The 13,665-nt window shown below is 62.6% G+C and carries 12 protein-coding genes and 1 pseudogene; 8 read left to right on the top strand and 5 right to left on the bottom strand.

The features are described from left to right. A partial coding sequence (locus B7L72_RS15010; RefSeq protein ID WP_139788537.1) for an ATP-binding protein occupies window positions 1–1,461 on the bottom strand: 1,461 nt, incomplete at its 3' end. A 135-nt stretch (window positions 1,462–1,596) separates the two neighbouring features. On the opposite strand from B7L72_RS15010, the gene B7L72_RS15005 reads away from it, so the two are divergent. Together B7L72_RS15005 and B7L72_RS15000 are read left to right on the top strand one after the other, a co-directional pair. Continuing rightward, window positions 1,597–1,971 carry a type II toxin-antitoxin system RelE/ParE family toxin gene (locus B7L72_RS15005; protein WP_081195293.1) on the top strand — a complete coding sequence of 125 codons (375 nt, stop codon included), beginning with the start codon at window positions 1,597–1,599 and terminating at the stop codon, window positions 1,969–1,971. Next, window positions 1,964–2,269: a helix-turn-helix domain-containing protein gene (locus tag B7L72_RS15000; protein ID WP_039180230.1), complete on the top strand. Its 306-nt coding sequence runs from the start codon at window positions 1,964–1,966 to the stop codon at window positions 2,267–2,269. Before B7L72_RS15005 ends, B7L72_RS15000 begins: the two co-directional genes overlap by 8 nt. Here the strand turns inward: B7L72_RS15000 and B7L72_RS14995 are convergent. Both B7L72_RS14995 and B7L72_RS14990 read right to left on the bottom strand, forming a co-directional pair. Continuing rightward, window positions 2,266–3,306, bottom strand: a complete 1,041-nt coding sequence (locus B7L72_RS14995; RefSeq protein WP_081195291.1) for a histone deacetylase family protein — start codon at window positions 3,304–3,306, stop codon at window positions 2,266–2,268. The genes B7L72_RS15000 and B7L72_RS14995 overlap by 4 nt on opposite strands. Continuing rightward, window positions 3,284–4,012, bottom strand: coding sequence for a GntR family transcriptional regulator (locus tag B7L72_RS14990; RefSeq protein ID WP_081136546.1), 729 nt, complete (start codon window positions 4,010–4,012; stop codon window positions 3,284–3,286). The genes B7L72_RS14995 and B7L72_RS14990 overlap by 23 nt, the downstream gene beginning before the upstream one ends. Before the next feature lie 216 nt (window positions 4,013–4,228). Here B7L72_RS14990 and B7L72_RS14985 point away from each other — a divergent pair, with 216 nt between their 5' ends. The 6 genes from B7L72_RS14985 to B7L72_RS14960 all read left to right on the top strand — a co-directional run bounded on the left by B7L72_RS14985 (window position 4,229) and on the right by B7L72_RS14960 (window position 11,970). After that, on the top strand, window positions 4,229–5,788 hold the full coding sequence (locus B7L72_RS14985; RefSeq protein ID WP_081195289.1) for an ABC transporter substrate-binding protein: 1,560 nt from the start codon (window positions 4,229–4,231) through the stop codon (window positions 5,786–5,788). 61 nt (window positions 5,789–5,849) lie between these two features. Then, on the top strand, window positions 5,850–6,827 hold the full coding sequence (locus tag B7L72_RS14980; protein WP_081136550.1) for an ABC transporter permease: 978 nt from the start codon (window positions 5,850–5,852) through the stop codon (window positions 6,825–6,827). Continuing rightward, the gene (locus B7L72_RS14975; RefSeq protein WP_016914894.1) at window positions 6,824–7,657 is read left to right on the top strand and encodes an ABC transporter permease; all 834 of its coding nucleotides are present in this window, start codon (window positions 6,824–6,826) and stop codon (window positions 7,655–7,657) included. The genes B7L72_RS14980 and B7L72_RS14975 overlap by 4 nt, the downstream gene beginning before the upstream one ends. A 9-nt stretch (window positions 7,658–7,666) precedes the next feature. Beyond that, window positions 7,667–9,319, top strand: coding sequence for an ABC transporter ATP-binding protein (locus B7L72_RS14970; protein WP_081195287.1), 1,653 nt, complete (start codon window positions 7,667–7,669; stop codon window positions 9,317–9,319). A 133-nt stretch (window positions 9,320–9,452) separates the two neighbouring features. Then, window positions 9,453–10,835, top strand: a complete 1,383-nt coding sequence (locus B7L72_RS14965) for an FAD-binding oxidoreductase (RefSeq protein ID WP_081195285.1) — start codon at window positions 9,453–9,455, stop codon at window positions 10,833–10,835. 25 nt (window positions 10,836–10,860) lie between these two features. Next, window positions 10,861–11,970, top strand: coding sequence for a pyridoxal phosphate-dependent aminotransferase (locus B7L72_RS14960; protein WP_081136556.1), 1,110 nt, complete (start codon window positions 10,861–10,863; stop codon window positions 11,968–11,970). A gap of 28 nt (window positions 11,971–11,998) precedes the next feature. Here the strand turns inward: B7L72_RS14960 and B7L72_RS14955 are convergent, their stop codons facing one another. Next, a complete protein-coding gene (locus B7L72_RS14955) occupies window positions 11,999–12,955 on the bottom strand; it encodes a branched-chain amino acid transaminase (RefSeq protein ID WP_081195282.1) in 957 nt (318 codons plus the stop codon). Beyond that, window positions 12,952–13,665 (bottom strand): annotated as a pseudogene (locus B7L72_RS14950) (class II histone deacetylase); the annotation flags it as partial. The pseudogene B7L72_RS14950 and the gene B7L72_RS14955, both read right to left, overlap by 4 nt.

Raw genomic sequence — 13,665 nt, 5'->3', positions numbered from 1 at the left:
GGCCTGCTGGGCGTCGTCCAGCCGCGCCTGGGCCAGCTCGGCTTCCTGAGCTTCTTCGCGGGTTTGGCTGGGCATGGCCAGCTGGGCCTTCAGCTCGGCCAACTGCTCGACGCCTAGCTCCAGCTGGGCCTGATACTCGCTCTCCAGCCGCTGGCGGGCCTGCTGGTAGCGCTCGCTGTGCTGCTGTTCGGTTTGCCACTGCTGCTCGCGGCGCTCGGCTTTCTCCTCCACCAGCGCGTCGATCAGTTCCTGGTTCTCCTGGGTCTGGCGGGCGAGGTTTTCAGAGAGTTCGCGCAGTCGGCCATCCAGGCGCGCCTGGCTTTCCTTTACTGCGTCCTGCATCACTTGCAGGTGTTGCTGCAGCTGGTCGCGCTGTTCGCGCCACTGGGGCAGCGCGTTGATGTCCCGCTCCAGGCCGGGCATGTCGGCATCGGCATACTGCTCGAAGCGGGTTTGCAGGTCGTTGAGGCGGTGCTGGGCGTGCTGCAGCTGGCTTGCCACTTCGCTGTGCTGGTCGTTGAGCGCATCCCGCCGTTCGCCGTAGGCCTGCTCTTCGGCCTGAAACTCCCGCTGGTGGCGGTTGAGCTCGCCTTCCAGGTCGGCGACCTGCCGCTGGGCCTGTTCGCGGTCGGCGGCCAGCTGGGGTTTGAGTTGCCACAGGGTGGTATCAAGCTCGGCCAGTTCACGGTCGATGCCGGAGAGCTTGGCCAACGCGGCCTGCAGCGGCTCCAGGCGCATGGATTGGCGCATCTGGTGAATCCACTCGCGGGCCTTGGCACTGCGAATGCGAGTAACCGGCAGCTCGACGCCGTCCTCTTCGAAAATCGCCGCCAGCATGGTCTTGAGGGTGTCCATCTTGCCCTCTTTGGCGTGCACCGCCGAGACCAGCTTTTCGATATGGCGAATGCGCCGCTCGGGATTGACCAGGCTGAACTGGGCGGCGATCTGGCGCAGCTTCAGGCCATCGCGGCTGTTGCCGTGGAGCTGGGTAAAGTCGTTCTGGATCACCGAGCGGAACTCAGAGGTGGCCCCCAGCTTGGGCGACACCGGCGTGCCGCTGCGGCGCAGCCCGCTGGCCCACTGGGTGTAGTCCAGCGCCAGCGGGCCCTGCTCGGTCTCGACCAGGTAGTCTTCCGGGCGGTAAGGCGCACCGACGAAGCGATACTCCACGCCGCCTTCCTGCTTGCGGGTCAGCACCGCCTGGCACACGTTGCCCGCTTCGCGGCGGTATTCGTATACCAGGTAGCTGTTGCGATGGGGCAAATAGAACGCATCGAATTTCATGCGGGTTTTCGGCACCACCTTGTTGGGCAGCTCGCCGTAAAACACCGGCACCAGCCGCTGAAGCGTGGTTTTACCCGACGCGTTGGTGCCGCAAATATTGGTGTGGCCATCCACACTGAGTTCGACCACGCCGTTCAGGTGGCCGTGAATCATCACGATGCGTAGCAGATGCGCCATGCCGTGTCCTTGATCGTTTAACGTCCGAAAACGCTATCTTGCCAGACACAGACCAAAGCAGCTACGCGGCTGCACAACACTGGCATGGTGTGTCACTTAGTGCTATACATATTAAAGTGATAAAAAAGGGATCCGATGCGAGTATTTAAAAACAAGGCGTTCAGTAAGTGGGCAGCCAAGGAAGGGCTGGATGATGCTGCTTTGCTCGCCGCCGTTGAGGAAATGGAGCGCGGCCTGATTGATGCCGACTTGGGTGGCCATGTGGTGAAAAAGCGCGTGGCAATCGGTGGCCGAGGCAAGAGCAGTGGTGTCAGAACCCTACTGGCTTACAAGATCGGCAATAAAGCATTTTTCGTTTACGGTTTTGCCAAAAATGCTCGCGCTAACATCAGTGCTGAAGAGCTTAAAGCATTAAAACATTTAGCCAAAGAATTGCTGGGCTACAGTGACACGGCATTGACCGAAGCCATCAGGTATGGCGCATTGATCGAGGTTAAAAACGATGGATAAATCAATTCTGGATATGGTGCATGAAACGGCTCAAGACCTGCACACGGCGGGTGTGATGAAAGACACCACGCTGCGTGAGTTCGATGCGCTCTGTCTGCCGCCTGTCAAAGAGTATACAGCCATACAGATCAAGCAGATCCGCACCAGGAATCACGCCAGCCAAGGCGTGTTCGCCGCATACCTGAACACTAGCGTGTCTACCATCCAGAAGTGGGAACAAGGCCAGAAAAAACCCAATGGTCCTTCGCTCAAGCTGCTAAACCTGGTGGCCGAAAAGGGATTGGAAATACTGGCTTAATCGTTCTCCCTTCTTTCTTTCGCTCCCAGCAATCCTTCAAAAAAGCTCACCGCGTTGGCTTCCAGCCCTTCCAGGTAGTAGCCGCCTTCCTGTACCACCAGGGTGGGCACATTGAGGCTTGCGATGGTGCGTCCCAACTCGCCAAAACCGGGTGTCGATACCGCTACTTTGGCCTGAGGGTCGCGCTCATGAATATCGAACCCCAGCGCCAGCACCAGCGCATCGGGCTCGAACAGGCGAATGGCCTGGCAGGCTTGGGCCAGGCGGTCGAAAAACACCGCTTCTGCCGAGCCGTGGGGCATGGGCAGGTTGAGGTTGTAGCCCAGCCCGGCCCCTTCCCCGCGCTCCTCTTCGAAGCCGGAGACCGCCGGATAGAAGTTGGTGGTATCGCCATGGATGGAGATATAGAGCACATCGTCGCGCTGGTAGAAGATCTCCTGTATGCCCTGACCGTGGTGCATATCCGGGTCGAGCACGACGATGCGCGGAAAGCGCGCGGTGAGGTGCTGGGCAGCAATGGCGGCATTGTTGAGAAAGCAGAAACCACCGGCGGAGTCGATGCCCGCATGGTGGCCCGGCGGGCGTGACAGCGCATACGCGAAGCGCTCCCCAGCCAATAACGCCTCCGCCCCGGACACGGCACTTTGCGCCGACCAGTACGCCGAGTGCCAGGTGTGCTGGCCCACCGGCGCGCTGCCATCGGCCAGGTAACGTGCCGCTTCGGCCAGGATACCGCGCAGGGCGTTGGGCGAGCGCACGAAGATGTTGGAGATCACTTCGTCCCCCCAGTCTTCGTCCAGCGCATGCCAGCGCCGATAAGCACTTTCCAGAAAACGCAGATAGGCCAGCGAGTGCACGGCCCGCAACGGCGCGACGCCGTGGTCGATGGGAGCCTGCACATCAAACCCCAGCCGGTGCACGGCCGCCAGCAGCGCCGTGGCGCGTTCGGGTACTTCCTGCGGGGCGCGCATCTTGCCCCGCGAGAAGTAGGTGCGCGGATGGTGCAGGCGCTGTTCAGCGTGAAAGAAGGTCTTCATTGGCCGGGGCTCCACTCTCGCTTTCGCTCTCACTCTCGCCCACCCCCTTCACCACAAAGTCTCTGGCCACCCCGATGTGAAAATCGATGGCCTCGCGGCAGGTTTCCGGGCGGCCCGTGGCCAGGGCGTCGAGCAACTTGAAATGGCTGGTGGCGATGGTTTCGGGGGCTTCATGGGTTTTGGTGATCAACGCGATGCAGAGGCGTAATTCATGGGCCAGGTCATCGAAGGCCCGCAGCAGACGCTCGTTGCCTGCGTAGTGCAGCATCAGGCGGTGGAACGTCAGGTCTTCTTCGATGCGGCGCGTGCCGTCGTTGCCGGCGGCGGCCTCGCACAGCACGGCTACCTGCTGCTGCAAGGCCTGTTCGGCCTCGGGCGTGTAACGCTGGCACAGGCGCTGAATGGCGTGCCGCTCCATGCACAGCCGCAGGTCGAAGACATCCTCCAGTTCAACGGTATTCAACGCACGTACGAAGAAGCCCTTCCGCGGCTTCGAAATCAGCAAACCGCGGCTTTCCAGCAAGCGCGCCGCTTCACGGACCGGCGCACGGCTCACCCCCAGCGCGCGGGAAAGCTGCACTTCAGAAAGCCGTTCGCCGGGTAAAAAGTGTTGCTGAATAATTGCTTGGGTCAGGTAGTCCGCCACCTGCTCGACCAGATTGTGCTGCTGGATAACCGCCTGCGGCGCCGTTGGCAAAGGGGCCATAAAGTCTACTCGTGGTCGCCATGACATGCCTTGAGTATGACAAAAAAACCACACTTGTCGACGGACGATTGACGACTGTCGACAGTTTTACCAGCCGCTGCTATGGTCAAAAAGGGCCGCCAACAAACACCACAACCTGGCCTGAACACGTCACGCCTCGCTCGACTAACGACGACGTAAAGCTTTTACGTACCAATAAACCGAGGAGCAGGAAACATGAAAACACCTTTGGCTTTGGCACTCTCTGCCGTCACGCTTGCGCTGGGTTCCACATCCGTGCTGGCCGCAGACCCGCAATCCGGTGGAACGGTCAACACCATCATTCAACCCGAGCCGCCGGGGCTGGTACTGGGCATGATTCAGAACGCCCCCACGCGCACCGTGGCGGGCAATATCTATGAAGGCCTGCTGCGCTACACCACCGACCTGGAGCCCATGCCCCAGTTGGCCGAGTCCTGGGAGGTCAGCGACGATGGCCGGGTCTATACCTTCCATTTGCGCGATAACGTCACCTGGCACGATGGAGAGCCCTTCAACGCCGACGACGTGGTGTTTTCTGCCGATGTTTTCCACCGTGAGTTGAACCCCAGCGCACGGGCCGTGTTACAGCATGTGGAAAGCATCGAGGCCAGCGACGACCACACAGTGGTATTTACCCTGACCGAGCCCTTCGGCCCCTTCCTCATCTCGTTCGAGGCAGGCACCTTCACCATGGTACCCAGGCACTTGTACGAAGGCACCGACTTCCGCAATAACGAGCACAATGACCACCCGATTGGCACGGGGCCGTTCAAGTTCGCCAACTGGGAGCGTGGCACGGTCATCGAGCTGGTCAGAAACGACGACTACTACGAAGAGGGCCTGCCTTACCTGGATGGGGTCAACTGGCACGTGATTCCCGATGGCGGCTCCCGGGCTGTGGCCTTCGAGAATGGCACCATCGATGTCCTGCCCAGCGGCACCGTGGAAAACTTCGATATTCCGCGCCTTTCGGCCATGGATAACGTCTGCATGACCGAGCAGGGCCATGAGTATTTCAGCCCCTTTGCCATGCTGTGGATGAACAACCGGGAAGGCCCCACCGCCGACAAGCGCTTCCGCCAGGCCGTGATGTACGCCATGGACCGCGAATTTGCCCGCGACGTGCTCTGGAATGGGCTGGGCAATGTACCGCTGTCGGCCTTTGGTTCGAATGCCAGCTTCCAGTATGACGGCCTGGAGCCCTACGACCACAACCCCGAGCGCGCTCGGGAGCTGCTGGCAGAAATGGAGTACGACGGCGAAGAGATCACCATTCTGCCGCTGCCTTACGGCGAGACCTGGACCCGCTGGGCAGAGGCCGTGCAGCAGAACCTGCGTGAAGTAGGCATCAACGTCCGCACCCAGGCCACCGACGTGGGCGGCTGGAACCAGCGCCTGGGTGACTGGGATTACGACCTGGCCTTTACCTATCTTTTCCAGTACGGCGACCCTGCGCTGGGCATTTCACGTACCTATCTATCTGACAACATCGCCAAGGGCTCCCCCTGGAATAACGTTCAGGGGTATGAGAACGAGCGGGTAGATGAGCTGTTCAATGCCGCCGCCACGGCGTTTCCTGATGAGGAGCGCGAAGCCCTCTACCGTGAAGTGCAGGAAATTCTGCATGAGGATGTTCCGGTTGGCTGGCTGATGGAGCTTGGCTTCCCCACCCTTTACCGCTGTGATGTTCAGGACCTGGTGACCTCAGGGGTCGGCGTGAACGATGGCTTCAAGGATGCCTGGCTGGACCGCTAGGTAGGTGCCACCCGGGCCGCCATGGCGACCCGGGTGTTTCAGCTATGTCAGGAATATGCTCATGTTATATGCCCGCTTGATCGTCATGCGGCTGTTCAAAGCCGTGATCGTCCTGTTTTTGATCGTGATCTTCAACTTCTTCCTGATTCAGATGGCCCCCGGCGACCCGGCGGCCATTCTGGCCGGGGAAGCCGGTGCCGCCGACCAGGAATTTCTCGACCAGCTGCGCGTGCGCTTCGGCCTCGACCAGCCTATCTACGTGCAGCTATGGCGCTACGTCTCCGGCATTGCCATGCTGGATTTTGGCTACTCCTACCGGCTGGGCACGCCCGTCTTCGACCTGATCATGGCACGCTTGCCCGCCACGCTGCTGCTCACCGGCACCGCCTTTGTGCTCTCGCTGGTGCTGGGCATCATTGCCGGTTCCATGGCGGCGGCCAGAGCCAAGAAACCATCGGGCTCGCTGATCATGGCGCTGGCGCTGGTGTTCTACGCGACGCCGCTGTTCTGGGTGGCGCTGATGTCCGTGGTGGTGTTCTCGGTGTACCTGGGCTGGCTGCCTGCCTATGGGCTGTACACCGTGGGCGCTGGCCATACCGGGCTGGCCCTGGCGCTGGACGTGGCGAAACACCTGGTGCTGCCTGCCACGACCCTGGCGCTCTTTTTCATGGCGATTTACACCCGCATGACGCGCACCTCCATGCTGGATGCCGCTCAGCAGGATTATGTCAAAACGGCCCGGGCCAAGGGGCTCAAGCCGGGCGTCATCCAGCGCCGCCATGTGCTGCGCAACGCTCTGCTTCCCATCATCACGCTGGCGGGCCTGCAGGCCGGGCAAATGGTGGGCGGCGCGATCCTCACCGAAACCGTGTTCGCTTGGCCCGGCATCGGCAGGCTGATGTTCGAAGCGCTGCAACAGCGTGACTACAACCTCTTGCTGGGTATTTTCTTCTTCTCTGCGGCGCTGGTGATCGTGTTCAACATTCTCACCGATCTGGTGTATCGCCTGGCAGACCCACGCATCAAGGGGGCCTCATGAGCTTTTTTGCACGTTTCGCCCAGAACCGCGGGGCGCTGGTGGGGCTGGTTATCCTGCTGGTGATCATCGCCATGGCCCTTCTTGCCCCGCTGCTGTTTCCCGAATCGCCCTGGCGCATGGTGCAGCGCCCCTTTCTGCCGCCGTTCTCGCAGGAGGGGTTTCCCCTGGGCACCGACACCATGGGCCGCAATGTGGCGGCGGGCCTGATGCATGGCGCCTGGGTATCGCTGCTGATTGGCCTGGTGTCCACCAGCGTGGCCCTGCTGATTGGCGTGCCGCTGGGGGCCATTGCCGGGTATTACGGTGGCTGGATCGATGACGTGCTGATGCGCATCACCGAGTTTTTCCAGACCATTCCCAACTTTGCCCTGGCCATCGTGCTGGTGGCCATCATGCAGCCCAGCGTGACCTCCATCGTGCTGGCCATTGCCCTGGTGAGCTGGCCGCCCGTGGCCCGCCTGGTGCGGGCGGAGTTCATGTCGCTGCGCCACCGGGAGTACGTCGAGGCCGCTCGGCTGGTGGGCCAGTCCAATACCACCATCATCCTGCGCCAGATCCTGCCCAATACCCTCTCGCCCATCATCGTGCTGGCCTCGCTCATGGTGGCCACGGCGATTCTGCTGGAGTCGTCGCTCTCGTTTCTGGGGCTGGGCGACCCGAACGTCATGTCCTGGGGCTACATGATCGGTGCCGCGCGTACCGTGATTCGCCAGGCATGGTGGCTGAGCTTCTTCCCTGGCGTGGCCATTCTGCTGACCGTTCTGGCACTCAACCTGGTCGGTGAAGGGCTGGACGATGCGCTGAACCCCAAACTTTCCCGTGAGCGTTAGGAGCCTGCCATGAACGATGTCGTGCAACCCGCTGGCCAGGACGAGGCGCCCGCCGTACTACAGATCGAAGGCTTGAGCGTGGCGCTGCCCAAAGGCGCAGACCGACCGCTGGCGGTGGAGAATGTCAGCTATAGCGTCAACCGTGGCGAGATCATGTGCGTGGTCGGGGAGTCCGGGTCGGGCAAGTCCATGGCCGCCAACACGGTCATGGGCCTGCTGCCCAAGGGCGTTCGCCCCGTGCAAGGCAGCGTCACGTTCGAAGGCCAGAACCTGCTGGCCCTGAGCGAAAAGCAGCACCGAACGCTGCGCGGCCTGAAGATCGGCATGATCTTTCAGGAACCAATGACGGCACTGAACCCCTTGATGCGCGTGGGCGCACAGATTGCCGAAGTGTTCGAGGCCCATGGCCAGCTCAGCCCCAGGCAGCGCCAGGCGCGGGCGCTGGAACTGCTGGTGGAAGTGGGTATCCCGCAGCCAGAGAAGGCCATCAGCGCCTACCCCTTCGAGCTTTCCGGCGGGCAGCGGCAGCGGGTGATGATTGCCATGGCGCTGGCGCTCGAACCGGTGCTGCTGATTGCCGATGAGCCCACCACGGCGCTGGATGTGACCACCCAGGCGCAGATTCTGGCGCTGATTCGTGACCTGCAACAGCGGCGTGGCATGGCCGTCATGTTCATCACCCACGATTTTGGCGTGGTGGCGGAAGTCGCCAACCGTGTTTGCGTCATGCGCCATGGCCGCATCGTCGAAATCGGCAACGCCCGTGATGTGCTGGAGAACCCGCAGGATGCGTATACCCAGGCCTTGATCGCCGCCATTCCCAGCAACGCCCTTCCCCCGCACCGGGAACCTGCCACCTCGGCGCCCCTGCTGGAGATCAAGGGGCTCAACAAGGTGTTTCGTTCACGCGGGGGCTGGTTCAAGGCCACTCGGGAAGTGCGCGCGCTGGATGACGTATCGCTGACGCTGGCCAAAGGCGAGACTGTGGGTATCGTGGGCGAGTCCGGCTCGGGCAAATCGACCCTTGGCCGCTGCGTGGTGCGCCTGGAGCACCCGGATAATGGCGAGCTGCTGCTGGATGGGGTCAATTTTTCGCAGTTGAGCGGCAGCGCGCTGCGCCGCGAACGCCACCGGGTGCAGATGATTTTTCAGGACCCTTATGCGTCCTTGAACCCGCGCACCCGGGTCGGCATGGCCATCGCTCAAGGCCCCATGGCCAACGGCACGCCGAAGGCCGCCGCGCTCCGCCAGGCCGGTGAGCTGTTGGAACTGGTGGGGCTGGGTGCCAGTGCCGTGACGCGTTTTCCCCATGAGTTTTCAGGCGGCCAACGCCAGCGCATCGGCATTGCCAGAGCGCTGGCGCTCAACCCTGAATTGATCGTGGCCGATGAGGCGGTCTCTGCGCTGGACGTCTCCATTCAGGCGCAGGTGCTGGAGCTGCTGGAATCGCTGAAACAGCGGCTGTCGCTGTCACTGCTGTTCATCACCCACGACTTGCGGGTGGCCGCCCAGATTTGTGATCGCATCGTCGTCATGCAGCATGGGCGCATTGTCGAGCAAGGCAGCGCCGAGCAGATATTCCTGGCCCCCCAGGCGGCCTATACCCGCTCGCTGCTCGATGCGATTCCGGGGCGCGAAGCGCCTGCCGCCGCGTCTGCTTGAACAGCCTTTTAGGCATCACACACTGGTTCATCAGCGTTGATTTATACGTCTTTATTCACACCACTGTCTTCAAACAACTGTCTTCACACAACTGTCTTCACACAACAATGGAACGTCACGTAAGGAAACAGGCATGCAGATTACCCTGGAGGCGCTTCGCGCCATCGTCGGCCCCGCGCACGTACTCACCGGAGACGATGTGCGTAGCCGCCGCGTCGACTGGATGACCGGCGCGCCCTGCCTTGCCGGTGCCATCGTGCGCCCGGCCAGCACCCAAGCGTTGGCCGAGGTGATGCGCGCTTGCCACGAGGTCCGGCAGCCGGTGGTGACCCACGGCGGGCTGACCGGGCTGGTGCACGGCGCCGACGCCAGCGAAGAGGAGCTGGTGATTTCACTGGAGCGCATGACCGCCATCGAAGAGATCGACCACGTTGGCGGTACGCTGACCGTCCAGGCCGGTGCCCCTTTGCAGCGGGTACAGGAGGCCGCCAGCGACGCGGGCTTGCAGTTCCCGCTGGATTTGGGTGCCCGGGGCAGTTGCACGATTGGTGGTAATATCGCCACCAACGCTGGGGGCGTGCGGGTGATCCGCTATGGCATGATGCGCCAGCAGGTGCTGGGGCTGGAAGCCGTGATGGCCGATGGCCGTATCATGAGCTCCATGAACCGCATGCTGAAAAACAATGCTGGGTTCGATCTCAAGCAGCTGTTCATTGGCAGTGAAGGCACGCTGGGTATCGTGACCCGCGCGGTGCTGCGCTTGCAGCCGCCCACGCCCAGCGAACAAACCGCGCTGGTGGCCTGCCCTTCGTTCGAGGCCTTGACGGCCCTGCTCCGCCACATGGGCAAGGCGCTGGGCGGTAGCCTGGGGGCTTTCGAGGTCATGTGGCAGAACCATTACCGCCTGCTGACGGAAACCTCGGGACGCCACACGCCCCCCATTGCCACCAGCCATCCGTTTTATGTCATCATCGAATCCCTGGGCAGCGATGCCGAGCGCAATACGACCCAGTTCCGTGAGGCCCTGGAGAGCGCGCTGGAGAACGAGCTGATCGTCGATGCGGTGCTGGCTCAATCAGCGGCGCAGCGAGACGGCCTGTGGGCCATTCGTGAAGACATCGAAGGCCTGGTCAAGGCCATGACCCCGGTATTGACGTTCGATGTCAGCCTGCCGATTGCCGATATGCAGCGCTACACCGATGCCCTGGAGCACCAGTTGACCCAGCGCTGGCCCGATGCCCGGCTCGTGGTCTTTGGCCACCTGGGCGATGGCAACCTGCATATTTCGGTGTGCGTGGGCAGTCATGAATTAGCGGTACGCCGGGAAGTCGAGACCCTGGTGTACCAACCCCTGGCGGCGCTGGGCGGCTCGGTGTCTGCCGAACATGGGATCGGCCTGGAAAAGCGCCCATGGCTGGAGACCTGCCGCTCGGCAGAGGAGGTTGCGCTGATGCATACCCTCAAGCAGGCACTCGACCCTCATAAGCTGCTGAACCGTGACAAAATATTGCGTTGAACATTGAACTGATCAGGACCTGATTATGCCCCGCTATCCCGACCACCTGACGGGCGTTGGCCCCGTGAACCCTTTCCCCGGCATCAAGGTGCTGGAGCGGCGGCTCGGCCGTGAGATCCCTCACCGCCTGGGCTCCAACGAGGGGCTGGACATGCCCCACCGTGCGCTGCGGGAACACTTCGGCGATGCCGTGGCACAACACGTGTATTGCTATGGCGATGCCGAAGCGCTGGGCGTTCGCCAGCGCATCAGCGCCCAGCAAGACATTCCCCTTGACCACCTGCTGGTGGACGCCGGTGCCGACAGCCTGATCGCCCTGGCGCTGCGCACCACCTGCAGCGTGGGCGAGGCCGTGGTGAGTACCGCAGGCACCTACCCCACCTTCGGGTACTTTGCCCAGGGCCAGGGCTGCCGGTTGGTCGAGCCCAGCTACCATGAAGCGCCTGGCGTGCTCGCCCCCGATCTGGAAGCGCTGGCGGCAGCGGCCCATCAGGAGCAAGCGCGGCTGGTGTACCTGGCCAACCCGGACAACCCCAGCGGCCACCTGCACAGCGATAGCGCCATTCTCAAGTTTCGCCAGGCGCTCCCCAACGACTGCTGGCTGCTGCTGGATGAGGCCTACGGGGATTTTCGTGACGATGCGGGAAGTGAGTTCCTGGGCCAGGCGCTGCCGGGGGTGATTCGCCTGCGCACGCTCTCCAAGGCCCATGGCCTGGCGGGCATGCGGATTGGCTACGCAATTGCCGAGCCCGACGTGCTGGCGATGATGATGAAAGTGCGTATTCACTACGCGGTCTCTTCCTTCACCCAGGCCGCCGCCGAGGTCGTGCTCGACCACCCCGAGGAAGTGCAGCAGCATATTGCGGATGTCAAAGCGCGCCGTGAACAGCTGGCGCTGCACTTCACGGCGCTGGGGGCAGACGTGCTGCCCAGCGCCACCAACTTCGTCGGCATCCGCCTATCCAGCGCCGAGCTGGCCGCCGCCGTGCATCAGGAGCTGCTGGACGATGGCGTGCTGGTGGCCCGCCTTGCTCACCCGCAACTGGCCAACGTGATTCGCATCACGGCGGTAGAAGAGGCACTGCAGCCGGGCAGGTTGGCGGCGCTGGAAAAGGCGCTTCGACAGCACGGCTAGCCGCGCAGGCCCCGGCGCCATTCCCCTCTCATGCCGGGGTCAGCCAGTGCTGGTAGGCCTCCAGCTCGCCGCGTACCACCTGGCGATAGAGCTGCTGCAGCTGAGCCGTGACGCTGTGGGCAGGTATCGGCTCGCTGGGCGGCGGTGCTTCTGCACGATGGCCAATGCGTCGTCCATCCAGCTCCCTGAGCGGCAGAATTTCAGCAGCAGTGCCGGTCAGGAAGGCTTCGTCGGCGGTGTACAGCTCATCGCGGGTGATACGCCGCTCTTTCACTTCGATGCCCAGCACGTCGCGGGCCAGTTGTATGACGCTGTCTCGGGTGATGCCCTGCAGGCAAGAGGTGACTTCCGGGGTGTGCAGCACGCCATCGCGCAGCAGGAAGACATTCGCCGCCGAGGCCTCGGCCACGTACCCTTCGGGGTCGAGCATGATGGTCTCATCGAACCCGGCCTTGACCGCCGTGTTGAGCGCCAGCATCGAATTCACGTAGTGGCCGCTGGTCTTGGCGCGGCACAGGCTGATGTTGACATGGTGGCGCGCCCAGGAAGAGGTCAAGGCACGCAATCCATGGGTCGCGGCCTGCGGTGAAAGGTACGGCCCCAAATCCCAGGCGGCGATCATCACATGGGTGGTCAGCCCTTGGGCGCGCAGCCCCAGGCCTTCTGAACCCAGAAACACGGTGGGCTTCAGGTAGGCATCCTGCAAACCGTTTTTGGTGATGCTTTTGCACTGAGCATCGATCAGCTCGGCTTCACGAAACGGCAGCGGAATATCCAGCGCGTGGGCACTGTCCACGAGCCTGCGGGTGTGCTCCTCCACCCGGAACAGGCACGGGCCTTGCGCACCGGCGTAGGCCCGCACGCCCTCGAAGCAGCCCATCCCGTAATGTAGCGTATGGGTGAACACATGAACCCTGGCATCTCGCCAGGCAAGCCAGTGGCCGTCCTGCCAGATCCAGCCGTCTCGATCATGAAGAGGTGTCATCGGGTGGTTTGCTCCCACTGTCGTTGCCAGTTATCGATCAATGCCTGCTGATGCGGCTGCAGCGCCTGATAACCCCAAGCGGCGATTTCGTCATTTTGCGGGTCGAACACGGCGGTCGTGCTGCCCGCCAGCGTCTGGACCACCGCATGGCCGCAGAGCGGCACGTAGCCTTCGGAGTAGCCGCCTTCGTGCACGATCACCAGCTTGCCAGCGCAGCAGCGCTCCGCCACGGCCTTTACTTGCGCCGTCATGGTGGCGAAGGCCTGACTGTTGAGCAGCATCTTGCCCAGCGGGTCCTTGGCACAGGCGTCGTAGCCACAGGCGACGATGATGAGATCGGGCTGGAAGGCTTCCAGCGCAGGCAGCACCAGGCTTTCCATGGCATACGCATAGGCCCCCAGGCCACATCCGGGGGGCAGCGGCAGGTTGAGGTTCGTCCCGGTTCCAGCGCCCTCCCCCTGCTCTTCGAAAGCGCCGCTCTCCAGCGGGTAGTTGGCTGCCTGATGTATTGAGATGGTGAAGGTGTTCGGGTCGCGATAGAACGCGGCCTGCTGGCCGTTACCATGGTGTACGTCCCAGTCGAGTATCGCCACGCGACTGGCCTGGCCCAGCGCCTGGGCACGCATCACCGCCACGGGGATATTGCCTAACAGGCAGAACCCACGGCCCTGGTCGGCTTCGGCATGGTGGCCCGGCGGGCGGCACAGGGC

It is taken from the genome of Halomonas sp. BC1 (assembly GCF_002078135.1).
Taxonomy (GTDB): Bacteria; Pseudomonadota; Gammaproteobacteria; order Pseudomonadales; family Halomonadaceae; genus Vreelandella; species Vreelandella stevensii.
Note: the sequence above shows the minus strand (reverse complement) of the source record. Positions and strands in the feature narration are given on the sequence as shown.

Bases quoted from the DNA above. Each gene is read 5' to 3' on its own strand.
- B7L72_RS15005 (WP_081195293.1), top strand. From the start codon at position 1,597: ATGCGAGTATTTAAAAACAAGGCGTTCAGTAAGTGGGCAGCCAAGGAA.
- B7L72_RS15000 (WP_039180230.1), top strand. From the start codon at position 1,964: ATGGATAAATCAATTCTGGATATGGTGCATGAAACGGCTCAAGACCTG.
- B7L72_RS14995 (WP_081195291.1), bottom strand. From the start codon at position 3,306: ATGAAGACCTTCTTTCACGCTGAACAGCGCCTGCACCATCCGCGCACC.
- B7L72_RS14990 (WP_081136546.1), bottom strand. From the start codon at position 4,012: ATGGCCCCTTTGCCAACGGCGCCGCAGGCGGTTATCCAGCAGCACAAT.
- B7L72_RS14985 (WP_081195289.1), top strand. From the start codon at position 4,229: ATGAAAACACCTTTGGCTTTGGCACTCTCTGCCGTCACGCTTGCGCTG.
- B7L72_RS14980 (WP_081136550.1), top strand. From the start codon at position 5,850: ATGTTATATGCCCGCTTGATCGTCATGCGGCTGTTCAAAGCCGTGATC.
- B7L72_RS14975 (WP_016914894.1), top strand. From the start codon at position 6,824: ATGAGCTTTTTTGCACGTTTCGCCCAGAACCGCGGGGCGCTGGTGGGG.
- B7L72_RS14970 (WP_081195287.1), top strand. From the start codon at position 7,667: ATGAACGATGTCGTGCAACCCGCTGGCCAGGACGAGGCGCCCGCCGTA.
- B7L72_RS14965 (WP_081195285.1), top strand. From the start codon at position 9,453: ATGCAGATTACCCTGGAGGCGCTTCGCGCCATCGTCGGCCCCGCGCAC.
- B7L72_RS14960 (WP_081136556.1), top strand. From the start codon at position 10,861: ATGCCCCGCTATCCCGACCACCTGACGGGCGTTGGCCCCGTGAACCCT.
- B7L72_RS14955 (WP_081195282.1), bottom strand. From the start codon at position 12,955: ATGACACCTCTTCATGATCGAGACGGCTGGATCTGGCAGGACGGCCAC.